Origin of the sequence: Stenotrophomonas sp. SAU14A_NAIMI4_8, from assembly GCF_003086695.1 — a bacterium.
Lineage (GTDB): Bacteria > Pseudomonadota > Gammaproteobacteria > Xanthomonadales > Xanthomonadaceae > Stenotrophomonas.
In genome coordinates, this window is sequence record NZ_CP025999.1 from 379,950 (window position 1) to 400,416 (window position 20,467).

Sequence of the window (20,467 nt, forward strand, 5' to 3'; positions counted from 1 at the left end):
GTCAACGTTCAGAGACGTCGGTAGCGGCCTCGGCCGGCTGCGGTACGCGCAGCTCGTCGGCCGCACGTGGCGCTGCCGGAGCAGGGGCGGCCGCAGGCGCCGGCCGTGGCGTGGCCTGCCCGGCCGCCGTATCCGCCGCGGTGTCGGCGGCGGCATCCGCGGTCTCGGCAGCTTCGTCGGCGGTATCGGCGGCATGGGCCGCCATCGCCGCGGCGAACGCCGCCTGGCCACTGGCCATCAGGTTGGACACCGAGCCGATCATCTGCAGCCAGCGCGCGCCATTCACCTTTCCAGGCACTTCCAGCTTGCCAGCCACGAAGCCGCCGGCCAGGCCGACCACCACGATGCGCAGCGGCGACCAGCCGCGGCGCCAGACCTGGCTGAGCACGCCCCAGTTGTCCTGGGTTTCGGCCATGCGCACGGCCACCACCTGTTCGCAGCGCTTCACCCGCCGCTGCAGCGCGCCGAATTTCATGGCTTGCCCTCCGGAATCTGCACATCGGCGTCCGGGTCATCCTCGCTGGGCTCATCGAACAGGCCCAGGCGTGACAGCTGACGCCGGGTGGCATGCATGCCGGTGTGGTGGAAGAAGTAGGACACCCGCCAGATCGCGTAGCCGGTAACGGCCAGGCTGAGCAGGGAGGTGATCAGCAGTGCCTGCAGCCAGCTCAGGCCCCAGCTCTGCAGCAGGGCGATGAGGGTGGCCGCCATCAGCAGCCAGGCCGAGGCACCGAACACGATGCCGACCCCGGCCCACGCCAGCGCACGGCCGAACGCACTGCGGGCCAGGGCGAAGTCGGCCGAGGCCAGGCGCCGCAGCGAACGCAGCGAGTGCTTGGCCGAATCGGCGGCGGCTTTGCCGGCCGCGCCGACCTGGCGGATGCTCTCGTCCAGCGGCGGGGTCGCCGCCGGATCGGGAGCCTGCGAGGTGTCTTCGCTCACGCCGCGGCTTACTTGTTGTTGCTGCTGGCCAGCTTGGCAATCAGCCAGCCGGCGGCGAAGGCAACGCCGAACGAGGCCAGCGGACGTTCACGGATCAGCTCGGCGGCGCTGTCCACCAGATCCTTGCCCTTGTCCATCAGCGCATCGACCTGTTCCTTGGCGGCGGCACCGCCGAACTCGGCAGCGGCCAGGCCGGACAGCGCGCTGTCGGACAGTTCGGCCTTCACGTTGGCCTTGCCGATGCGCAGCTCGTCGGTCGCTGCACCGGTCGCACCCTTGATCGCACCGCCGGCAGCGCTGGCGGCCTGCTTCAGGTGGGAACCGGCTTCACCCAGGTGTTCCTTCAGGTTCTCGGTATTGGTGGGGCTCATCGAATCACTCCTGTTGCGATGGGGGGACGAACGGATGTTCGGCCGATGGGACGGGTAGCAATAGCATCGGCCGGGTATAGGGGGTGTTACGGCGGGGCGATCAGCGCATCACCAACTGGCCCTGCTGCTGGCCATTGTTGCGCAGGATGCGCAGCACCAGGGTGGGCGGGCGCTGCTGGAAATTGGCGCGCCAACTGGCCAGATCGGCGAATTCACCCACCGTGGCCTCGGCGATGATGTCGCCCTGCTGCAGGCCGTTGCTGGCCGCGCGGCTGCCACGCTTGACCTCGCTGACCAGCACGCCGCCCACGCCGGACTGGCGCAGCGATTCGGGCAGATCGACGAAGGTGGCCCCGCCCAGGCGCGGGTCCAGGCTGTCACCGGTCACCGCACGCGCCTGCTCTTTCAGCGTGGCCTTGATCTGCAGCGGCTTGCCTTCGCGGCGCACATCCAGGGTCAGCACGCTGCCCACCGCGGCCAGGCCTTCCACGTTGTGCAGCGCTTCGGCACTGTCCACCCGCTGGCCATTGGCCGACACCACCACGTCGCCCGGCTTCAGCCCGGCGCTGGCGCCGGCCGAACCGGCCAGCACGCGGGTGACCAGCGCGCCGCGCGTTTCGCCCAGACCCAGGCCCTGGGCGATCTGCGCACTCAGGTTCTGGCTTTCGATGCCCAGCGTGCCGCGCACCACCACGCCATGCTTCACCAGCTGGTCCACCACGCTGCGGGCCAGGTTGGATGGAATGGCCAGGCCCAGGCCGATGTTGCCGGCCATGCTGCCCTGCGGGTTGTAGCTGGCGGTGTTGATGCCCACCAGCTGGCCCTGCAGGTTGACCAGCGCGCCACCGGAATTGCCGGGGTTGATGGACGCATCGGTCTGGATGAAGTTCTGGTAGCCCAGCCCGCGGATGCCGCTGCGGCCGACCGCCGAGACAATGCCCGAGGTGACCGTCTGGCTGAAACCGAACGGGTTGCCGATGGCCACCACGAAGTCACCCACGCGCAGCTGGTTGCTGTCGGCCAGCTTGATGTCGGTCAGGTTCTGCGCCGGAATGCGGATCAGGGCGATATCGGTGTCGCGGTCCGAGCCGAGGAATTCGGCCTTCACCGTGCGCCCGTCGGCCAGGGTGACCTGCACGTCGTCGGCGTTGTCGATCACGTGGTGGTTGGTCAGCACCAGCCCCTCGCTGGCATCGATGATCACCCCCGAGCCAAGCGATTCGTTGATGCGTTCCTGCGGAATATCCGGGAACAGGCGGCGGAAGAACGGGTCGTTGAAGAAGGGGTTGCGTACGCGCACCACCTGCTTGGTGTTGACGCTGACCACCGCTGGCATGGCCTTTTCCAGCATCGGCGCCAGCGAGGGCACTGCCTGCCCGGCCACCGATGCCGGCAGCGCCGCGGTGGTGGGCAGTGCGGCCGGCAATGGTGCTGCGTCGGCACGGTTGTCCAGGTGCGCGTTGAGGCCGGTGGCAACGAAGCCGCCGAAGGCTGCGGCAATGGCGAGCGTGAGCAGGGTGGGTAGCGGTCGCATGGCAGTCAAATTGTTGGCGTGGGTGGGGGGCCGTAGGCCTATACGGTAGAACAAGCTGAATGAGTGTGTCGCGATCCGGATAAATGGCCCATGAAAAAACCAGGGCGCTGGCGGCGTCCACGCGACCCGCGCCGGTACGCATGCAGGCAGCAGGCGACAGTTGGACACAGCGCGATACTTGCGCAGTTCCGCGCATATGGGCAGCACGATGCCGCTTGGCCGCAATTGCCGCAACGCGCGGCCAGCGCACGTTCCAGCGCATGCAGCCACGTGCCCGCAATGTTCGCGAAGCGCTGAAAAGAAGGGGTTTGCCGGATCCTGCACGGCGTAACGACCCGGTTCGCTTACCTTAGTGCCGTCGCACAGGATGCGATTGCAGAAGCGTGACCCGTTCCACGATGGCGATTGTCGGTATAGCATCGCCCCGTTTTGACAATCCAGGCCCCCAGGAGGGCAACATGAGCAACGGTAATGGTGTGTCGGTCGTGACCGACGCCGTCGAGAACGTGAAAGAAACCGCCACCAACGTCGGCGAGACCATCGCCCACGCCGCCGAAGACGCCGTGAAGTCGGTCAAGAAGACCGTCAAGCGCGCCACCAAGGCTGCCGGTACCCGCGTTGCCAAGGCCAAGAAGGCCGTGGCCAAGGTCGAAAAGACCGTTGCGAAGAAGGCCGAGAAGGCTGCCAAGTCGGTTGGCAAGACCGTTGCCAAGGCGAAGAAGAAGCTGGAAACGGCCAAGAAGAATGCCAAGGCCGAAGCCGCTGCCCTGAAGAAGGAAGTGGCCAAGAAGAAGGCGGCTGCCGGCAAGGCCGTGACCAAGAAGGCCGCCGCTGCCAAGAAGACCACCAAGGCTGCCACCAAGGCTGCCGGCAAGAAGGTTGCCACCGTGAAGAAGGCCGCCACCAAGAAGGCTGCCGTGGCCAAGAAGACCGTCGCCAAGAAGACCGCCGCTGCCAAGAAGGTTGTCGGCAAGAAGGTTGTCGGCAAGAAGGTCGCGACCGCCAAGAAGGCTGTGGCCAAGAAGACCGTTGCTGCTAAGAAGGTCGCCGGCAAGAAGGCCGTGGCTGCGAAGAAGGTTGTCGGCAAGAAGGTTGCGGCCGGCAAGAAGGTCGCCACCAAGAAGACCGCCGTGGCCAAGAAGGCCGTCGGCAAGAAGGTTGCCGCCACCAAGAAGGTCGCCACCAAGAAGACTGCGGCCGCCAAGAAGGTTGTCGGCAAGAAGGTCGCCGCCACCCGCAAGACCGTGGCCAAGAAGGCTGCACCGCTGAAGAAGGTCGCGGCCAAGAAGGTCGCTGCCAAGAAGGCACCGGCCAAGAAGGTTCTCACCAAGAAGGCGCCGGCCAAGAAGGCCGTGCGCAAGGCTGCCAAGCGCAAGTAATCTGCGCTGGCGCCATCAACCCTTCCGCCCGATCCGGGCGGAAGGGTTTTTTTTTGCCTGTCAGTGGCGTGCCAGCTGCACCGTCGGCCGCCACTGCAGCACCGCCAGCGCGGCCAGCGGCAAGGCACCGCCGAACACCGCCACGCCGGTCCAGCCGAAGTGATGCCAGGCCAGTGCGCCGGCCCACGAGCCGAACGCCCCGCCCAGGAACATGCCCGTCATGAAGACGGTGTTGAGCCGGCTCTTGAACTCCGGGTGCAGGCCGTACACCTGGTGCTGGTGGCTGACCAGCGCCACCTGCACGCCGAAGTCGAGCACCACCACGCCCAGCACCAGGCCGGGCAGGCCTGGCCACAGGCCCAGCAGCAGCCACGATGCCAGCGTGGCCAGTACACCCAACCGCACCACCGGTGCCGGCCCACGGCGGTCGGCCAGGCGCCCGGCCATCGGTGCGATCGCCACGCCCACCACGCCGATGATGCCGAACAGCCCGGCCGTGGCAGCACCCAGCTGCAGCGGCGGCGCGGCCAGGTGCAGTGACAGCGTGGTCCAGAACACCGAGAACGAAGCGAACAGCAGCGCCTGCGCCCAGGTGGCCCGGCGCAGCAGCGGATGCTCGCGCCACAGTGTGCGCAACGACCCCAGCAGGGCGCCGTAACCGGGCGGGTGGCCCGGCGGTGCATGCCGTGGCAGCGAACGCGCCATCAGCAGCGCCGCGCCCAGTGCCAGCGGCACGCCCAGCCAGAACATGGCGCGCCAACTGCTGGCGCTCGATACCAGCCCGGCCAGCGTACGGCTGAGCAGGATGCCGGCCAGCAGGCCGCTCATCACCGTGCCGATGGCCGCACCGCGTCGCTCCGGCGCCACCAGCAGCGCAGTGAACGGCACGATCTGCTGGGCGACGGTGGCGGCCGCCCCCAGCAGGATCGCGCCGATCGCCAAGGTGGCCAGCCCTGGCGCCAGTGCCGACACCACCAGGGCCACCGCCACCGCCAGGAACTGCAGCACGATCAGCCGCCGCCGTTCGTGGCGGTCGCCCAGCGGCAGCAGCAGGAGCAGGCCGGCGGCGTAGCCGAGCTGGGTCAGCGCAGGTATCCAGCTGCTTACCCGCACATCGCCCAGGTCATGGGCCATGGCCGCCAGCATCGGCTGGTTGTAGTAGATGTTGGCCACGCCCAGGCCGGCGGCCACGGCCATGGCGAACAACGGTGCGGCGCGCGTGGCGCCGACCGCAGTGGGGGAGGAAGACATGACACGGCTCCTGGCGGAAGAACGCGCGGGCGTGCTGCAGTGCCCGCGCGCGGGCAGACCTCAGCCTTGCACGAAGGCCAGCAGGTCCGGATTGATCACGTCGGCGTGGGTGGTCAGCATGCCGTGCGGATACCCCGGGTAGACCTTCAGCGTGCCGTTGGCCAGCAGCTTGATCGACTCACGCGCGGCCGCATCGATCGGCACGATCTGGTCGTCGTCACCATGCAGTACCAGGGTCGGTACGGTGATCGCCTTCAGATCGTCGGTGAAGTCGGTTTCGGAGAAGGCCTTGATGCCTTCGTAATGGGCCTTGGCGCTGCCGGCCATGCCCTGCCGCCACCAGTTCTGGATGGCACCGGGAACGATCTGTGCGCCTTCGCGGTTGAAGCCGTAGAACGGGCCGCCGGGCAGGTCCAGGAAGAACTGCGAGCGGTTGGCCGCCAGTGCTGCACGCAAACCGTCGAACACATCGATCGGCAGGCCCTTGGGGTAGGCCGCGGTGCGCAGCATGATCGGCGGCACCGCGCTGACCAGCACGGCCTTGGCCACGCGGCCCTGCGGCTGGCCGTAACGGGCCACGTAGCGCGCCACTTCGCCACCGCCGGTGGAATGGCCGATATGCACCGCGTTGCGCAGGTCCAGGTGCTGCATGACCACTGCGGCATCGGCGGCGTAGTGGTCCACGTCGTGGCCTTCGCTCACCTGCGCCGAACGGCCGTGGCCGCGGCGGTCATGGGCGATCACGCGGAAGCCCTTGGCCAGGAAGAACAGCATCTGCGTGTCCCAGTCATCGCTGGACAGCGGCCAGCCATGGTGGAAGACGATCGGCTGGGCCTCCTTCGGGCCCCAGTCCTTGTAGAAGATCTCGACGCCATCGGGGGTGGTGACAGTGCTCATCCGGGTAACTCCTCAGGGGTGGGTGGGAACGAGGTCCACGCTACGCCTGGGGGGCTCGGCGCAACATCACACGCTCGGTTCGCCGGGGCATACCTTGGTGTGATCGCCTGCCTCGAACAGTCGCTGCAGGCAGTCGGCCAGGGCATCGGCGTCCACCGGCTTGCGCAGGAACGCCGCCGCGCCGGACGCCCGCACGCGCTGTTCCACGGCCGCGGTGGGGAAGGCGGTCAGGAAGATCATCGGCGGCAGCGCACCGCGCGCGCGCAGGCGTGCCTGCAGTTGTTCACCATCGAGTACGGGCATCTGCACATCGCTGATGATGCAGGCCGGCGCGGGCAGCGTGCTGTCATCCAGCAGCGCCTGGCCGTGGGCGTAGGCACGCACGGCATAGCCCAGCGCGCGCATCAGGCTGGACAGCGACGCGCGGACGCCGGCATCGTCGTCCACGATCGCGATGAGGGGGGGCGGAAACATGTGGGACTCCTTCATGCCACCCCGGACGCAACGGGTCCGGGCTTGGCTGGTGTCCTTTATGCCGCAGTCGCGCGGTCGCCACCATCATACGCAGGTGTGGGTAGCGGCCCGGGCGCGGCCTGTGCTCAGTGGCCGATGCCCAGGGCTTCGGCCTGGCGCACCAGCTCGGCCAGCGAGCGCACGCCCATCTTGCGCATCACGTTGCCGCGGTGGATCTTCACCGTGATCTCGCTCAACTGCAGTTCGGCGGCCACCTGCTTGTTCATCAGGCCCGACACCACCAGCGCCATCACCTCGCGCTCGCGGCTGGTCAGGGTGGCGTAGTGCGCGCGCACGCCGTCCAGTGCGCCATCGCTCTGGCGGCGCTGGCGGTCGCGCTCGATGGCCGCGGTCACCGCATCCAGCATGTCCTGGTCGCGGAAGGGCTTGGCCAGGAAATCCACCGCGCCGGCCTTCATTGCCTTCACCGTCATCGGAATGTCGCCATGGCCGGTCATGAACACCACCGGCAGGGCCACGCCCTGGGCGGCCAGCTGGGCCTGCACATCCAGACCGCTCACGCCCTGCAGGCGCACGTCCAGCACGATGCAGCCGGGCACATCGGGCAGCGGCTGCGCGCCCAGTTCGCCAGGGGCCGCGTACAAGCGCGTCTGCAGCCCGACCGAGCGCAGCAGGCTGTCCAGCGAGGTGCGCACGGACGGATCGTCATCCACGATCACCACCAACGGCGGCGCAGCGGGTGGGGGCGCGGAACGATGCATGTCAGGCGGTCTCCGGTGCAGTGGCCAGCAGCAGGGTAAAGCAGGTGCCGGTGCCGGGCGTGCTGCGCACCTGCAGCTGGCCGCCGTGGGCTTCCACGGTGGTGCGGCAGATCGGCAGGCCCATGCCCATGCCCTGCGGCTTGGTGGTGAAGAAGGGCTCGAACAGGCGCGCCACGTGTTCGGCGGCGATGCCCGGCCCGGTGTCGCTCACGTCGATGCGCACGTGGCCGTCGATCGCCTGCAGTTCGATGTGCAGGGCGCGCACGCCGGGCTGGCCGCTCATGGCCTGGCAGGCATTCAACAGCAGGTTCACCAGCACCTGCTGCAGCTGGATGCGCTGGCCCGGCACGTCCGGCAGCGCGGCCACCTGGTCCACCTGTACCTGCACCTGCTCGCGCTGCAGCTCGTGCTGCAGCAGGCGCAGGGCATCGTCCACCAGCACGGCCGGGGCCAGCACTTCGTGCGCGGGCGGCGTCTTGCCCAGGAAGTCGCGCACGTTCTTGACGATGCCGCTGGCGCGGCGTCCCTCGGCGATGGTGCGCTCGATCGCCAGTTCCACTTCGTGCAGCTCCGGCTGCGGCCGGCGCAGCCAGCGCAGCCCGGCCTCGCCATTGGTCACCACCGCCATCAGCGGCTGGTTCACCTCATGTGCCAGCGACGCGGTCAGTTCACCCAGGGTGGCCACGCGGCTGGCATGGGCCAGTTCGGCCTGCGCGGCCAAGGCGCGGGCCTCGGCCTGCTTGCGCTCGTGGATGTCGACCACGAACACCAGCACCGTGCCATCGCCTTCGCGGCGGTCGGGGAAGGTGATGGTGAACAGTACCGGCACCGTGCTGCCGTCGGCGCGCACGATGGATGTCTCGCCTTCGCAGTGCGGCGCGCCGGCCACGAAGGCGGCCAGCGATGCGGCGAAGGTGCGGTCGTCGTCGGCCAGCACCGCATCGACCGTCGCCGGTGGTGCGCCTTCGCCGATCAGGCGGCGGAAGGCCGGGTTCAGGCCCACCAGGCGCGCCCGTTGCCGGAAGCGGGTGAGCGCCTGTGGGGAGGCCTGCAGATAGGCCTGCAGCTGCGCGCGGTCGCCCACCCCATGCCGCGACAGTTCGGCCTGCACCTCGCTCCAGTCCTGTTCCACCACGCCGATGCGGCTGCCGTCGAACATGCGCCGGTAGCGCTGTTCGCTGCGCACCAGCGCGGCGTGTGCGGCCTGCCGTTCACTTACATCGGTATGCGTCTCCAGCACCCGCAGCGGCCGCCCCTGGCGATCGCGCTGCAGCACCCAGCGGCTTTCCAGCCACAGCGTGCGGCCGTCGCGGGTGCGCTGCGCCAGCAGGCCTTCCCAGCGGTCGTGCTGCAGCAGGTCCGCTTCAATCTGCGAGCGCGGCGCCGGGTAGCGGGTCTGCAGCAGGCGGTCGGCCGGCTGGCCGGCGGCTTCCTCGCGGCTCCAGCCATACACCTGCTCGGCGGTCAGGTTCCAGAAGCCGATCACCCCGGCCGGGTCGCGCACGAAGATCATGTCGTGCGACAGGTCCAGCAGCACGGCCTGGTCGGCCAGGGTGCGCATGGAACGCTGGTTCTGCAGGGCCAGCACGGCCGCGATCGCGATCGCCACCAGGCTGACCAGTGCGCGCACGGTCTGCGGCCCCACGTGGTCGATGCCGTGCGTATCCAGGTAGGCGCACAGGGTCAGCCCGGCGCCGGCCACGGCCACGGCGATGATGTCGCCGCGGCGGCCGGTACGCGCCACCAGCAGCACCGGCAGCACGTACAGCACCGCCACCGCGCCTTCCAGCGTGGACAGCGTGTCGAACAGGGCGATGGCCAGCACCACCACGCAGGCCACCGCACGCAGTGCCATGGCAGGAATGATCCGGTGCGGGAACACCACGTCGCCGCCGCCACTGGGGTGCGGTGCCGGGGTCCAGGGGGATGGGGTGCGCGGCGTTGGCATCGGGCCTCCTGTGCCAGGGTGGGGCGCCGCCTGTCGGCCACGCCGAAAGACCGCTGCTACGGTCCCTTGCCCGCCCATGCTGGGCAAGGAACCGGCGCGGCGTCTTGCACGGATGTGCGCAGCCGGCCGGGCAAACCAAGGTATGCCCCGCACGATACCCAGGTGCAATGGGCGCCGGCCCGCGCGCTGCCTACGCTGGATCCGTCCCCTACTGGAACCGCCGCCATGACCGCTCCCACCTTTTCCAGCGCCCTGCGCGTACGCAACGACCTGGGCGCGCAGGCCGCCGCCGATCTGGCCCCGGCGCTGACCGCGCTGCTGGCCGACATGTTCGCTCTGTATCTGAAGACCAAGAACTTCCATTGGCACATGAGCGGTCCGCACTTCCGCGATTACCACCTGATGCTGGACGAACAGTCCGCGCAGGTGCTGGCCACCACCGATGCCATTGCCGAGCGTGCGCGCAAGGTCGGCGGCACCACCCTGCGTTCGATCGGCCACATCCAGCGCATCCAGCGCCTGCTGGATAACGATGCCGACTATGTCACCGCGCAGGACATGCTGGCCGAACTGGCCGACGACAATCGCCGCCTGGTCGGCTTCCTGCGTGCCACCCATGGCGTGTGCAGCGAGTACGGCGACGTGGCCAGCACCAGCCTGATCGAAACCTGGATCGACGAGGCCGAACGCCGCAGCTGGTTCCTGGGCGCCTGCCGCGAAACCCGCTGATCACCCGACCCGTCCGCATTGCAAGGAGAGCGGTAATGCACACCCCATTGGTAGTGGCTCCCGCCGAGCTGTCCCCCGCCAGCCGCCTGGCCATGCTGGGCCATGATCTGAACAACGTGCTGCAGGCGGCCGCCGCCGCGATCGGGCTGGCACTGCAGGGCGGCCGACTGGGCCCGGCCGACAGCGCGCTGCTGGACGTGGCTGGGCAGGCCCTGCAGCAGGGCGCCGGCATGGCCCGGTTGTTCCTGGGCCAGGACATTCCGCGTCCGTGCAGCAGTGACGGCGTGGATCTGGCCGAGCTGGTGCAGGAAATGGCGCCGCTGCTCCAGCACGCCATCGCCCCGGCCATGCAGCTGGAACTGGATGCGTGCGCGCTGTCCGGACGCGTGCAGGTGGACCGCAGTGCCCTGCAGCGTGCGCTGGTGAACCTGGCCCTGAACGCGCGCGAAGCCTGCGCGCCAGGCGCGCGCCTGCGCATCAGCACCGACACCTGCACCCTGGTGGTCGCCGGGCCCGGCCGAACACCGGGCCGCTACGGCATCGTACGGGTGGCTGACAACGGGCCGGGCATCGACCCGGCGGTGGCCGCGCGTGTGTTCGAGCCCGGCGCCAGCAGCCGTGGCCCGGGGCGCGGCCTCGGCCTGGCCCAGGTGCGCGCCGCGGTGGAAGCCAGCGGTGGCTTCGTGGATGTGCAGTCCTCGCCACGCCGCGGTACCTGCTTCCTGCTGGCCCTGCCCAGCACGATCGCCTGATCCCTACGGAGAACGTCATGTCTGTTTCTGCCATGCCCCTGTCCCGTCACGTCCGTTCGCTCGCCCACGCAGAACTGGCCCATGCCAGTGCGCTGGGCGAAGTCCGCCGCCTGGACGGCACCGCGTTCCCGCTGCTGCAGGGGCTGTCGATCAAGCGCCTGCGGCTGGAAGCAGACGCCATGCGCGAAGCGCACTGGCATGCCAATGCCGATGAACTGGCCTACGTCTGCCAGGGCCAGGTGCGCGTGCAGGTGATCGACAACGGTGACCAGGTGAGTGCGTTTGTCGTGTCAGAAGGGCAGATGTTCCATATTCCCAGCGGTGCCCTGCACCTGATTGAAAACCTGGGCCCCGCCCGCGCCGAACTGATCATCGCCTTCAGCCATGCGCACCCGCAGGATTTCTCGCTGCAGGCAGCCTTCGGTGCGATGAGCGACGCCGTGCTGGGCAATACCTTCGATCTGCCCGCCAGCGCCTTTGCGGCGCTGCCACGCGATACCGGCAGCCGCTACCTGGTACCGCGCCCGCGGGGTCTGCCGCCTGCGTCGCCCGATCATGCGCAGCCGCTGCGCTTCGATGTGGAAGCGCAGTCGGCACCGGTGACCTTCCCGTATGGCCACGCACGGGTCGCCCGCAGCCAGTTCTGGCCCGCCCTGCGCCATCTGGCCATGTACTCGCTGCAGGTTGGCGAAGACGGCATGCGCGAACCGCACTGGCACCCCGATACCGCCGAAATGGGCTACGTGCACCGCGGCCATGCGCGCATGACCGTGCTCGACCCCGACGGCAGCACCGACACCTACCTGCTGTCACCGGGCGATGTGTACTTCATTCCCCCGGCCTATCCACACCAGATCGAGGCACTGGGGCAGGACATCCATTTCCTGGTGTTCTTCGACCGACCGATGCCCGCCGATATCGGCTACCGCCTGTGTGGCGCGGCGCTGCCACCGGCCACCCTGGCGGCGACCTTCGGCGTACCGGTGGAGCGCATGCCGGTGCTGCCGGCCACCGCCGGCGACCCGCTGATCGTGGCCCGCGGCAATCCTCTCGATCCCTGCACCTGAAGTAGGCCACCATGGGGGCCTTCCCGGGGAGGCCTGCGCATGCGCGGTATCGACTTCAGTTCCTGGCAGGGGGTGCTGTCCACGCTGGCTGGACTGGTGCTGATCACCCTGCTGGGCGTGGGCATCCGCCTGCTGGTGATGCAGACCCTGCAGCAGCGCCGCGAGCGTGAGAACCGGCAGATCAACGAGCGCCTGCGCACGCTGATGGCCGCCTACAAGACATTGGGCGGCTCGTTCACCGGCGATCTGGGCGTGGACCCCACCCATCTGCGCGAACTGCGCCAGCGCGCCCACGAAAGCGGCAGCACCGAGCCGGGCTCGGAGCGTGCACGGCGCATCCGCGATGCAGTGGAGGCGGCGTTGTCGGACATCCTGCTGCTGGGCACCGACGAACAAGTGCGGCTGGCCGCGCGTGCCGCCACCGAACTGGCGCAGGGCCGGCCGGTGCATACCCACGACCTGGTGGTGTCGCTGCGTGACTTCGTGCGCCAGGCACTGGACCTGGCCCCGGTGCCGACCGACCTGCAGATTCCGCCGCAGGGCCCGACCCGTCCGGCCAGTGGCGGTGGCGGCGGCAACAAGGCACGTGGCGGCGAGGGCGAGGCCAAGGGCGGTCGCGGGGGTGGGGGCGGTGGTGGTGGAGCGGGCGCCGGCATGGGCGGCCTGGGCCTTGGGGCCGGCGCCGCGCTGGGCGCCGGCCATGCCAGCGAAGACGACCCCAGCGCGCGCTGAGGCGCGTCGCGTCGGGTCCGTCAGGGCAAAAGATCCAGGATCGGCACGAAGCCGCCATAGATCATCCGCGCGCCATCAAAGGGCATCGGGTTCTTCGACGGATCCATGCGCGGGTCTTCCATCATCTTCTGCATGCCCGCATCGCGGGTGGCCTTGTCGGGCCATTCAATCCAGGAAAACACCACCGTCTCATCCGGCGTGGCCTTCACCGCGCCGAAGAAGTCGGTGGTCTTGCCTGGCGGCACATCGTCGCCCCAGCACTCGACCACGCGCAGCGCGCCGTATTCAATGAACACGACGTCGCCCATGCGGGCGTGGGCCAGGAATTTTTCCTTGTTGGCGGTGGGCACCGCCAGGACGAAACCATCGATGTAGCTCATCGCTTGCCTCCGTGGTGGACCGTGGCGGATGCACGGCCTTGCTGGTTCGACGAATCAGTGCGCGCGCAATCGACACGCCTGTGCCCATTGGAATGCAGTGCATGTGCACGCAGCGCGCGCGTATGCCAGAAACTGCCTGAATCAAGCCAGAAAATTCAGCAATGCGAAGACCGCGGTTTTCAGGGAGCGTTGTGTCGAATAACGGAGAATTTACATTCCCGATGCGATGGCGCCCTGGCGCTGCTGCACACCATAAGAAAGTAAAGGTGTACCCCCATGAAGAATTCGCTGATTGCCCTGGCTCTGGCCGCTGCCCTGCCGTTCACGGCTTCGGCCGCTGAAAACCTGTCCTACAACTACGCCGAGGCGGACTACGCCAAGACCGACGTTGATGGCGTGAAGGCCGACGGTTACGGCGTCAAGGGTTCCTACGGCTTCCTGCCGAACTTCCATGCCTTCGGTGAATACAGCCGCCAGGAAGTGGACCACACCAACATCAAGGTCGACCAGTGGAAGGTCGGTGCCGGTTACAACGTTGAAATCGCACCGTCCAGCGACTTCGTCGCCCGCGTGGCCTACCAGAAGTTCGACCAGAAGCACGGCCTGGACTTCAACGGCTACAGCGCTGAAGCCGGTATCCGCACCGCCTTCGGTGCCCACGCCGAAGTCTACGGCCTGGTCGGCTACGAAGATTATTCGAAGAAGCACGGCGTCGATATCGACGGCCAGTGGTACGGCCGCCTGGGTGGCCAGGTGAAGCTGAACCAGAACTGGGGTGTGAACGGCGAGCTGAAGATGAACCGCCACGGCGACAAGGAATACACCGTCGGCCCGCGCTTCAGCTGGTAATTGCCGCGCCGCGCGCATTGCTCCGGCAACGCATCAACAGGCCCGGTCTTGACCGGGCCTGTTCTGTTTTCAGCTATCGAAACCGCGCATGACCACGGCGCGGTGCGCGTGCTGCATTGCAACGAATTGGATTCCGCAGCGGGCGGCGGCGGCCTACGGTGGCATTCCCGAAATGCCGGATATGCAGCGATGCCCGTCCTTCCGCCCCTGCTACCCGACCGGCCGTGCCGGCTGGCACTGTTGGATCCGCACCCGGTACTGCGGCTGGGCGTGGAAGTGCTGCTGCGGCAGCACAGTGGCGTGGAGGTATGCGGCAGCTACGCCGATGAGCGCGAACTGCTGCAGCGGCTGCGCCGCGAGCCCGGCGGCATCGATCTGCTGGTGGTCGATGCACTGCCACTGGGCGATCTGGGCGATGGCATGGCGCTGCTGCGCCGGTTGTCCCGCCAGTGGCCGCAGCTGCCGGTGCTGGTGCTGTCGGCGCACTGCAACGCCAGCACGGTCACCACGGCCATGCAGGCCGGTGCACGCGGTTTCCTGTCCAAGGCCACCGCGCCCGACGTGCTGCTGCGCGCGGTGGATGTGGTGTCGCGCGGCGGCCGCTTCGTGCCGCCCGACCTGCGCGCCCAGCTCAGCCGGTCGCGCACCCTGCGCGCGGTCACGCCCAGCCTGGCGCCGCTCAGCCGCCGCGAACGCGAAGTGCTGCGGCTGGTGCTGCAGGGCTGCAGCACCGGCGAAATGGCCCTGCGCTTCCAGCGTGCGGCCAGCACCATCAGTACCCAGAAGAAAACCGCCTACCAGAAGCTGGGCATCCGCAGCGATGGCGAATTGTTCCGCATCCGCCACCTGCTGGAATGCAGCTGAGGCCGGCTTACTGCCCCTGGTACTGCTTCTCTTCCACCAGCGCAGAACCGGCCACGCGGTTGATCTCGTTCTTCACCACCACGCGCTCGCCGTTGGTGCCGTACACGCCGCGTGCCAACTGCACGAAGGCATCGTCGAACACCTGCGCCGCTTCCTTGTCGCGCAGCTGGTCCTGGATGTCCCACATGCGCTCGTTGATCACCTTCAGCTGCTCCTTCAGGGCCTGCAGCGCCGGCTGCGCCTGCAGCTGCTGCAGCAGCAGCGGCAGCAGACCATTCAGTTCCGTGCGCACGTTGTCGACCTTGGCTGCATCAGTGATGCGTTCGGCCTTGATCTCGAGAATGGTGATCTTGTCGATCAGCTCGCCGATCGATACCGGGGTGAGAATGGCGTCCACGCGACGACCTCCTGGAAACAGGCGGCCATGATAGCGCGCCTGTTCCCTGCCATCGCCAACGCTCAGGCGTCTGCGCGGGCTCCAACAGCGCCTGGCAGCCACAGCAGCAGGGCCAGCACTGCCACGCTGGCACCGGCCACGCATACGCCGGTCCAGCCGAAGTGCTGGTACACCTGCGCCGACAGCAGCGAGCCCAGCGAGCCGCCGATGAAATAGCCGGTCATGTAGCCGGCGTTGAGGCGGTTGCGCGCTTCCGGCTGCAGCGCGTAGATCAGGTTCTGGTTGCTGACATGCAGCAGCTGTGCGGCCAGGTCCAGCACCACCACGCCCACCAGCAGTGCCAGCAGCGAGTGCGCCGACAACCCCAGCGGCAGCCAGGACAGCAGCAGCATCAGCAGTGCGATGGCGGTTGCGCGGCCGGCCTGGCCGCGGTCGGCCATGCGCCCGGCCAGACCCGCCGCCAGCGTACCGGCGGCGCCGACCAGGCCGAACAGCCCGATGGTGGCGTCGCTGTAGGCGTAGGGCGGCTGCGCCAGCAGGAACGCCAGCGGCGTCCAGAAGATGGCGAACATGGCAAAGCTGCAGGCCCCCAGCAGGGTGCGCTGGCGCAGCACCGGCTCCTGCACGAACAGCGTGCCGATCGAACGCAGCAGGGCGAAATAGCCCAGCCCGGCCGAGTGATGGAAGCGTGGCAGGCCGCGCTGCAGCGCGGCGGCGGTCAGCACCAGCACGCCAGCGGCGATGGCATAGACCAGGCGCCAGTCGCCCAGGCTGGACAGCAGCCCGGCCACCGTGCGCGCCAGCAGGATGCCCAGCAGCAGGCCGCTCATCAGCGTGCCCACCACGCGACCGCGGTGTTCCGGCGCGGCCAGGGTGGCGGCGAAGGGCACCAGCACCTGCGCCACCACCGAGAACAGACCGGTGATGGCCGTGCCCACCAGCAGCCAGGTCAGGCTGGGCGCGCAGGCGCTGATCACCAGACCGCCGGCCGACAGCAGGCTCATCACCACGATCAGGCGCCGCCGCTCGAACAGATCGCCCAGCGGCACCAGCAGGATCAGGCCGGCGGCATAGCTCAGCTGCGCGGCGGTCACCACCATGCCCACCTGCCCGAACGGCACCCCGAAGGCATCGGCGATGGTATGCAGCAGCGGCTGGGCGTAGTAGTTGCTGGCCACCGCTACGCCGGTTGCCACCGACATCAGCAGCACCTGCCAGCGGTGCAGGGGGGGAAGGGCAGGGCTCACGCGTTGTTCCGTAGTGCAGGGGCGCACAGTGTCCGCCTGCTGCGTCCATGATGGAAATGAATCATCATCATCCCTGTCATCTGAAAACGAGATACATGGGTGAACCTGAAGCAGCTTGAATTTGCCGTGGCCCTGGCCGAAGAAGGCAACTTCACCCGTGCCGCCGCGCGCTGCCACGTGGTGCAGTCGGCGCTCAGCCACCAGATCGCTCATCTTGAACAGGAACTGGGCACGCTGCTGTTCGAGCGCCTGCCGCGCCAGGTGCGCACCACCGCGGCCGGTGAAGCGCTGCTGGTGCATGCGCGGCAGGTGCTGGCCAGCCTGCGCCACCTGCGCGCCGACGTGGCGGCGGTCAGCGGTGAAGTGCGCGGCATGCTGGCCATTGGCCAGATCTCCTCACTCACCGATATCGACGTGGTCGCGCTGCTGGCCGCGTTCCAGCAGGCGCACCCGCAGGTGGAATTCCAGCTGCGGGTGGACAAGAGCGAGACCCTGATCGAGCAGGTGCAGGCGCGCGTGCTGGACGTGGCCCTGGTCGGGTTGGCGCCGTCAGCGCAGCTGGATGGGGTGTGCCAGCAGGTGCTGCTGGAAGAAGACCTGGTGGCGGTGCTGGCGCCGGGCCATCGGCTGGCAGGCCGGCGGCGGTTGGCCCTGGCCGATCTGCAGGACGAAGCGCTGGTGGATTTCCCGCGCGGCACCGGTGCGCGGCGCCAGACCGACGATGCCTTCGCTGCGGCCGGGCTGCCGCATGCGGTGCGCTTCGAGGTCAACCTGATGGAACTGGTGGAACGCTTCGTGCGCCAGGGCCTGGCGATCGGCATCGTGCCGGTGTCGATTGCCGCCGGCTTCCAGCACGTGCAGCAGGTGCCGCTGCAGCCCACGCCCACGCGCCGCGTGCACCTGGTCTGGCAGCGCCTGCCGACCCCGGCCGCGCGTGCCTTCGTGCAGGCCGTGCTCAGCCGCGCAGGCGCAGGCTCAGGCCCTTGAGGAAGTTGCGCAGCATCTGGTCCAGGCAGCGCCGGTAGTTGGTGTGGCCGGGCTGGCGGAACAGCGCACCCACTTCCGACTTGGACACACGGAAGCCGGCACTGGCGAAGATCTCCATCAGGTCCACATCGCGCAGCTGGAAGGCCACGCGCAGCTTCTTCAGCACCAGGTTGTTGTCGATGCGGGTTTCCACCGGGCGCAGCGGCTGGCTTTCGTCGCGGCCGCGCAGGTGCACGATCAAGCCATCCAGGAAATGCGCCAGGGCACTGTCGCTCATCGCCTGGAAGCCGGGCTCATCTTCACGCAGCAGCCAGGCTTTCACCTGCTCGTTATCCACGGCGAATGCCGGGTCGGCCATCTGGCACAGGGTCACCACGTGGTGGTCACCCAGATCCAGGGAATAGCGCACGCTGCGCAGGACATCGTTGTTGATCATGGCCCATTGTACCGGCCCGGCCGCTGTCACCGGACTGTCACCGGATTGCAGCATCGTGGGCGCTCTCCCGCACAGGTCCTCGCGATGCGCCGGTTCGTCTTTTCCGCCCTGCTGCTGGCCAGCAGCTTCAGCGCCAGCGCGCAGGCCCCGTACGTACCGCTGGAACAGCGGCTGAGCGCGGCGCAGCTGGCCGAGATCGGGCTCAGCCCGGCACAGCTGCAGGCGCTGAACCGCGCGCTGCGCCAGGCCGAAGGGCCGGGGCCGGAAACCCGCACCGCCGCCGCGCCGGTGCCGGCGGGCGTCCCCGCGCCGGCCGCCATGCACCTGGGGCTGGAAGAGGGCCCGGTGAGTGCGCGGCTGGTGGGCGAGGTGGCCGGCTGGGCGCCGGGCACCGTGTTCAGCCTGGACAACGGCCAGCAGTGGCAGGTCATGAAGGGCCAGATGACGTTGCGCGCACCGCTGCAGGCGCCGCAGATCGAAGTGATACCGGGCATTGCCGGGCGCTGGTTCCTGCAGGTCGATGAAGACCTGCCCAAGGCACGGGTGTTCCGCCTGCGCTGAACGATGCCGGGGGCGGATCCCGGTGCCACCGGCACCGGGCGCTGACCCCAACCCGGGCACCCTGGCAGGGCACCCCGGCCCGATATGGCAAACGCAGGCGGCGGCCGACGGTGCCAGAATGGGGGTCTGGTTCCCCACGGAGTTGTCTGCATGACCCGCACCGTCCTGATTACCGGCGCCACGTCCGGCTTCGGCGCCGCCGCCGTCCATCGCTTCGCCCAGGCCGGGTGGAAGGTGATCGCCACCGGCCGCCGTGGTGAGCGCCTGCAGCCGCTGGTCGACCGTTACGGCAAGGACGTGGTGCACGCGGCGGTGTTCGACGTGCGCGATCCGGTGGCGATGGAGGCCGCGCTGCTGGCCCTGCCGCCGGCCTTTGGCGATATCGATCTGCTGGTGAACAACGCCGGCCTCGCCCAGGGCACGGCGCCGGCGCAGAGCGCCAGTCTGAAGGACTGGACCACCATGATCGACACCAACATCACCGCACTGGTCACGCTGACCCACCGCCTGCTGCCGCTGCTGGTGGAGCGCAAGGGCGCGATCATCAACATCTCCTCGGTGGCCGGGGTCTACCCGTACCCGGGCGGCAACGCCTACGGCGGCACCAAGGCCTTCGTCAGCCAGTTCTCGCTGGGCCTGCGTTCGGACCTGCACGGCACCGGCGTGCGCGTGACCACCATCGAGCCGGGCATGGCCGAAACCGAGTTCACCGTGGTGCGCACCCATGGCGACCAGGCCGCCTCGGACAAGCTGTACACCGGCGCCAACCCGATGACCGCCGAAGACATCGCCGAACAGATCTTCTGGGTGGCCACGCTGCCGCCGCACCTGAACATCAATCGCCTGGAGCTGATGCCGGTCAGCCAGTCGTTCGCCGGCTTCCAGGTCGCCCGCGGGTTGTAGAGTCGAGCCATGCTCGACTGCGCCATTGCCGTCGTAGAGTCGAGCTTGCTCGACTGAGTTCAACAGCAGTCGAGCAAGCTCGACGCTACGAAAGCAAAAAGCCGGGCATTGCCCGGCTTTTCAACTTACTGCGCCTTGATCGCCATCGCCTGCAAGCCGGTGCCATCCAGCTTCTGCTTGGCTTCGGCCAGCTCGCCGGCGCTGCCGTAGGGCCCCATGCGCACGCGGTACACGGTCTTGCCATTGATCTGCGCCGATTCCACGCGTGCGGCCAGGCCCATCATGGCCAGCTTGGCCTTGGTCGCTTCTGCATCGCCAGACGCACCAAAGGCGCCGGCCTGCAGGATGTAGCGTGTGTTGTCAGCGGCGGCTGCCGGTGCCGCAGCCGCAGCCGGCGGCTGCGCCGCGGTTTCGGTGCGTACCGGTGCGGTGGCCGGCGGGGTCGCCGCTGCCGCCGCGGGGCGTTCACTCAACGGCGCCGGCAACGGGCGTTCGCTGGCGGTCACCGCAGCGGTGCTGGCCACGCTGGCCGTTGCTGCTGGGGCGGCAGCCGGCGTTGCAGCCGGCGCAGCCGGAACCGGCTTGCCTTCCAGTGCGGCCTGAGCGCGTTGTGCTTCGGCCTTGGCCCGGCGCAGTTCCTCGGCCCGCGCGCTGGCGGCCAGTTCGGCGTCGGACATCTCCACTTCCTTGCCCGGCAGCAGGGTGTAGAAGTCGTACTGGGTGGCGGTCGGCTTTTCCGGTTCAGCCGGTTTGGTGGCAGCGGCCGGCGTGGCCGGCTGGCTGCCGACATCGGCATCGGCGTCGGCCACCGGCGCCGGCTGCGCGTTCGGGTTCGGCTGCGGCCCGGCACGCAGGAAACCATCGCCTTCGCCCTTGAACAGATTGGGCGCCGCCAAAAACACCACGGCGGCAATGGCCACACCGGCCACCAGCCACACCCATCCGGGCGTGCCCTGGCTGCTGCTGTTGCGCCTGGCCTGTGTCTTGCCGCGTCGTGCTGCCATGT

The 20,467-nt window shown here is 68.6% G+C and carries 24 protein-coding genes; 10 read left to right on the plus strand and 14 right to left on the minus strand.

Annotated features, from left to right (window positions below; translation table 11 throughout):
- Position 1: 1 nt before the first annotated feature.
- From C1930_RS01630 to C1930_RS01645, 4 genes are all read right to left on the minus strand, one after another.
- The gene (locus tag C1930_RS01630) at positions 2-475 is read right to left on the minus strand and encodes a protein sip-5 (protein ID WP_108755166.1); all 474 of its coding nucleotides are present in this window, start codon (positions 473-475) and stop codon (positions 2-4) included.
- Entirely contained in the window at positions 472-942 is a 471-nt protein-coding gene (locus C1930_RS01635; RefSeq protein WP_108770934.1) for a phage holin family protein, read from the minus strand. Before C1930_RS01635 ends, C1930_RS01630 begins: the two co-directional genes overlap by 4 nt.
- A gap of 8 nt (positions 943-950) precedes the next feature.
- A complete protein-coding gene (locus tag C1930_RS01640; protein WP_108760992.1) occupies positions 951-1,313 on the minus strand; it encodes a hypothetical protein in 363 nt (120 codons plus the stop codon).
- A 100-nt stretch (positions 1,314-1,413) separates the two neighbouring features.
- Entirely contained in the window at positions 1,414-2,847 is a 1,434-nt protein-coding gene (locus C1930_RS01645; RefSeq protein ID WP_108748191.1) for a Do family serine endopeptidase, read from the minus strand.
- A 458-nt stretch (positions 2,848-3,305) separates the two neighbouring features.
- Between C1930_RS01645 and C1930_RS01650 the strand changes: the two genes are divergently transcribed.
- A complete protein-coding gene (locus tag C1930_RS01650) occupies positions 3,306-4,226 on the plus strand; it encodes a histone (protein WP_108770935.1) in 921 nt (306 codons plus the stop codon).
- Between the two features lie 60 nt (positions 4,227-4,286).
- Here C1930_RS01650 and C1930_RS01655 read toward each other — a convergent pair whose 3' ends face one another.
- The 5 genes from C1930_RS01655 to C1930_RS01675 form a co-directional block, all read right to left on the minus strand.
- Positions 4,287-5,477 carry an MFS transporter gene (locus tag C1930_RS01655; RefSeq protein WP_108755168.1) on the minus strand — a complete coding sequence of 397 codons (1,191 nt, stop codon included), beginning with the start codon at positions 5,475-5,477 and terminating at the stop codon, positions 4,287-4,289.
- 60 nt (positions 5,478-5,537) lie between these two features.
- Complete coding sequence (locus C1930_RS01660) at positions 5,538-6,374, minus strand: alpha/beta hydrolase (RefSeq protein WP_108770936.1); 837 nt, start codon at positions 6,372-6,374, stop codon at positions 5,538-5,540.
- A gap of 66 nt (positions 6,375-6,440) precedes the next feature.
- On the minus strand, positions 6,441-6,848 hold the full coding sequence (locus C1930_RS01665) for a response regulator (RefSeq protein ID WP_108770937.1): 408 nt from the start codon (positions 6,846-6,848) through the stop codon (positions 6,441-6,443).
- Between the two features lie 125 nt (positions 6,849-6,973).
- Complete coding sequence (locus tag C1930_RS01670; RefSeq protein ID WP_108748196.1) at positions 6,974-7,609, minus strand: response regulator transcription factor; 636 nt, start codon at positions 7,607-7,609, stop codon at positions 6,974-6,976.
- A gap of 1 nt (position 7,610) precedes the next feature.
- Entirely contained in the window at positions 7,611-9,557 is a 1,947-nt protein-coding gene (locus tag C1930_RS01675) for an ATP-binding protein (protein ID WP_199911401.1), read from the minus strand.
- 225 nt (positions 9,558-9,782) lie between these two features.
- On the opposite strand from C1930_RS01675, the gene C1930_RS01680 reads away from it, so the two are divergent.
- From C1930_RS01680 to C1930_RS01695, 4 genes are read left to right on the plus strand one after another with little or no spacing between them, the layout of a single operon-like run.
- Entirely contained in the window at positions 9,783-10,286 is a 504-nt protein-coding gene (locus tag C1930_RS01680; protein ID WP_108751908.1) for a DNA starvation/stationary phase protection protein, read from the plus strand.
- A 35-nt stretch (positions 10,287-10,321) separates the two neighbouring features.
- A complete protein-coding gene (locus C1930_RS01685; protein WP_108770938.1) occupies positions 10,322-11,038 on the plus strand; it encodes an ATP-binding protein in 717 nt (238 codons plus the stop codon).
- Positions 11,039-11,055: 17 nt separating this feature from the next.
- Entirely contained in the window at positions 11,056-12,105 is a 1,050-nt protein-coding gene (locus C1930_RS01690) for a cupin domain-containing protein (RefSeq protein WP_108755172.1), read from the plus strand.
- Between the two features lie 39 nt (positions 12,106-12,144).
- Complete coding sequence (locus C1930_RS01695) at positions 12,145-12,837, plus strand: hypothetical protein (protein WP_108755173.1); 693 nt, start codon at positions 12,145-12,147, stop codon at positions 12,835-12,837.
- 20 nt (positions 12,838-12,857) lie between these two features.
- On the opposite strand, the gene C1930_RS01700 is transcribed toward C1930_RS01695, so the two are convergent.
- Positions 12,858-13,217 carry a DUF1428 domain-containing protein gene (locus C1930_RS01700; RefSeq protein WP_108751912.1) on the minus strand — a complete coding sequence of 120 codons (360 nt, stop codon included), beginning with the start codon at positions 13,215-13,217 and terminating at the stop codon, positions 12,858-12,860.
- A gap of 276 nt (positions 13,218-13,493) precedes the next feature.
- Here C1930_RS01700 and C1930_RS01705 point away from each other — a divergent pair, with 276 nt between their 5' ends.
- Entirely contained in the window at positions 13,494-14,066 is a 573-nt protein-coding gene (locus C1930_RS01705) for an Ax21 family protein (protein WP_108748202.1), read from the plus strand.
- Between the two features lie 189 nt (positions 14,067-14,255).
- The gene (locus C1930_RS01710; RefSeq protein WP_108770939.1) at positions 14,256-14,930 is read left to right on the plus strand and encodes a response regulator transcription factor; all 675 of its coding nucleotides are present in this window, start codon (positions 14,256-14,258) and stop codon (positions 14,928-14,930) included.
- A 7-nt stretch (positions 14,931-14,937) separates the two neighbouring features.
- Here C1930_RS01710 and C1930_RS01715 read toward each other — a convergent pair whose 3' ends face one another.
- Positions 14,938-15,327 (minus strand): DUF6165 family protein, encoded by a 390-nt coding sequence (locus C1930_RS01715; protein ID WP_108770940.1) that lies wholly within the window; start codon positions 15,325-15,327, stop codon positions 14,938-14,940.
- 62 nt (positions 15,328-15,389) lie between these two features.
- Positions 15,390-16,529 carry an MFS transporter gene (locus C1930_RS01720; RefSeq protein WP_343125581.1) on the minus strand — a complete coding sequence of 380 codons (1,140 nt, stop codon included), beginning with the start codon at positions 16,527-16,529 and terminating at the stop codon, positions 15,390-15,392.
- Between the two features lie 144 nt (positions 16,530-16,673).
- Between C1930_RS01720 and C1930_RS01725 the strand changes: the two genes are divergently transcribed.
- The gene (locus tag C1930_RS01725; RefSeq protein WP_108755177.1) at positions 16,674-17,561 is read left to right on the plus strand and encodes a LysR family transcriptional regulator; all 888 of its coding nucleotides are present in this window, start codon (positions 16,674-16,676) and stop codon (positions 17,559-17,561) included.
- Here C1930_RS01725 and C1930_RS01730 read toward each other — a convergent pair.
- Positions 17,530-17,997 carry a DUF1456 family protein gene (locus C1930_RS01730; RefSeq protein WP_108748207.1) on the minus strand — a complete coding sequence of 156 codons (468 nt, stop codon included), beginning with the start codon at positions 17,995-17,997 and terminating at the stop codon, positions 17,530-17,532. The two genes, C1930_RS01725 and C1930_RS01730, sit on opposite strands and share 32 nt — an antisense overlap.
- A gap of 84 nt (positions 17,998-18,081) precedes the next feature.
- Here C1930_RS01730 and C1930_RS01735 point away from each other — a divergent pair, with 84 nt between their 5' ends.
- Both C1930_RS01735 and C1930_RS01740 read left to right on the plus strand, forming a co-directional pair.
- Positions 18,082-18,558, plus strand: coding sequence for a hypothetical protein (locus C1930_RS01735; RefSeq protein WP_108755179.1), 477 nt, complete (start codon positions 18,082-18,084; stop codon positions 18,556-18,558).
- 150 nt (positions 18,559-18,708) lie between these two features.
- On the plus strand, positions 18,709-19,461 hold the full coding sequence (locus C1930_RS01740) for an SDR family NAD(P)-dependent oxidoreductase (protein WP_108755180.1): 753 nt from the start codon (positions 18,709-18,711) through the stop codon (positions 19,459-19,461).
- Between the two features lie 125 nt (positions 19,462-19,586).
- Here C1930_RS01740 and C1930_RS01745 read toward each other — a convergent pair whose 3' ends face one another.
- Complete coding sequence (locus tag C1930_RS01745; protein WP_108755181.1) at positions 19,587-20,465, minus strand: SPOR domain-containing protein; 879 nt, start codon at positions 20,463-20,465, stop codon at positions 19,587-19,589.
- Positions 20,466-20,467 lie beyond the last annotated feature (2 nt).

Bases quoted from the DNA above. Each gene is read 5' to 3' on its own strand.
- C1930_RS01630 (WP_108755166.1), bottom strand. From the start codon at position 475: ATGAAATTCGGCGCGCTGCAGCGGCGGGTGAAGCGCTGCGAACAGGTG.
- C1930_RS01640 (WP_108760992.1), bottom strand. From the start codon at position 1,313: ATGAGCCCCACCAATACCGAGAACCTGAAGGAACACCTGGGTGAAGCC.
- C1930_RS01645 (WP_108748191.1), bottom strand. From the start codon at position 2,847: ATGCGACCGCTACCCACCCTGCTCACGCTCGCCATTGCCGCAGCCTTC.
- C1930_RS01650 (WP_108770935.1), top strand. From the start codon at position 3,306: ATGAGCAACGGTAATGGTGTGTCGGTCGTGACCGACGCCGTCGAGAAC.
- C1930_RS01655 (WP_108755168.1), bottom strand. From the start codon at position 5,477: ATGTCTTCCTCCCCCACTGCGGTCGGCGCCACGCGCGCCGCACCGTTG.
- C1930_RS01660 (WP_108770936.1), bottom strand. From the start codon at position 6,374: ATGAGCACTGTCACCACCCCCGATGGCGTCGAGATCTTCTACAAGGAC.
- C1930_RS01665 (WP_108770937.1), bottom strand. From the start codon at position 6,848: ATGTTTCCGCCCCCCCTCATCGCGATCGTGGACGACGATGCCGGCGTC.
- C1930_RS01670 (WP_108748196.1), bottom strand. From the start codon at position 7,609: ATGCATCGTTCCGCGCCCCCACCCGCTGCGCCGCCGTTGGTGGTGATC.
- C1930_RS01675 (WP_199911401.1), bottom strand. From the start codon at position 9,557: ATGCCAACGCCGCGCACCCCATCCCCCTGGACCCCGGCACCGCACCCC.
- C1930_RS01680 (WP_108751908.1), top strand. From the start codon at position 9,783: ATGACCGCTCCCACCTTTTCCAGCGCCCTGCGCGTACGCAACGACCTG.
- C1930_RS01685 (WP_108770938.1), top strand. From the start codon at position 10,322: ATGCACACCCCATTGGTAGTGGCTCCCGCCGAGCTGTCCCCCGCCAGC.
- C1930_RS01690 (WP_108755172.1), top strand. From the start codon at position 11,056: ATGTCTGTTTCTGCCATGCCCCTGTCCCGTCACGTCCGTTCGCTCGCC.
- C1930_RS01695 (WP_108755173.1), top strand. From the start codon at position 12,145: ATGCGCGGTATCGACTTCAGTTCCTGGCAGGGGGTGCTGTCCACGCTG.
- C1930_RS01700 (WP_108751912.1), bottom strand. From the start codon at position 13,217: ATGAGCTACATCGATGGTTTCGTCCTGGCGGTGCCCACCGCCAACAAG.
- C1930_RS01705 (WP_108748202.1), top strand. From the start codon at position 13,494: ATGAAGAATTCGCTGATTGCCCTGGCTCTGGCCGCTGCCCTGCCGTTC.
- C1930_RS01710 (WP_108770939.1), top strand. From the start codon at position 14,256: ATGCCCGTCCTTCCGCCCCTGCTACCCGACCGGCCGTGCCGGCTGGCA.
- C1930_RS01720 (WP_343125581.1), bottom strand. From the start codon at position 16,529: ATGTCGGTGGCAACCGGCGTAGCGGTGGCCAGCAACTACTACGCCCAG.
- C1930_RS01730 (WP_108748207.1), bottom strand. From the start codon at position 17,997: ATGATCAACAACGATGTCCTGCGCAGCGTGCGCTATTCCCTGGATCTG.
- C1930_RS01735 (WP_108755179.1), top strand. From the start codon at position 18,082: ATGCGCCGGTTCGTCTTTTCCGCCCTGCTGCTGGCCAGCAGCTTCAGC.
- C1930_RS01740 (WP_108755180.1), top strand. From the start codon at position 18,709: ATGACCCGCACCGTCCTGATTACCGGCGCCACGTCCGGCTTCGGCGCC.
- C1930_RS01745 (WP_108755181.1), bottom strand. From the start codon at position 20,465: ATGGCAGCACGACGCGGCAAGACACAGGCCAGGCGCAACAGCAGCAGC.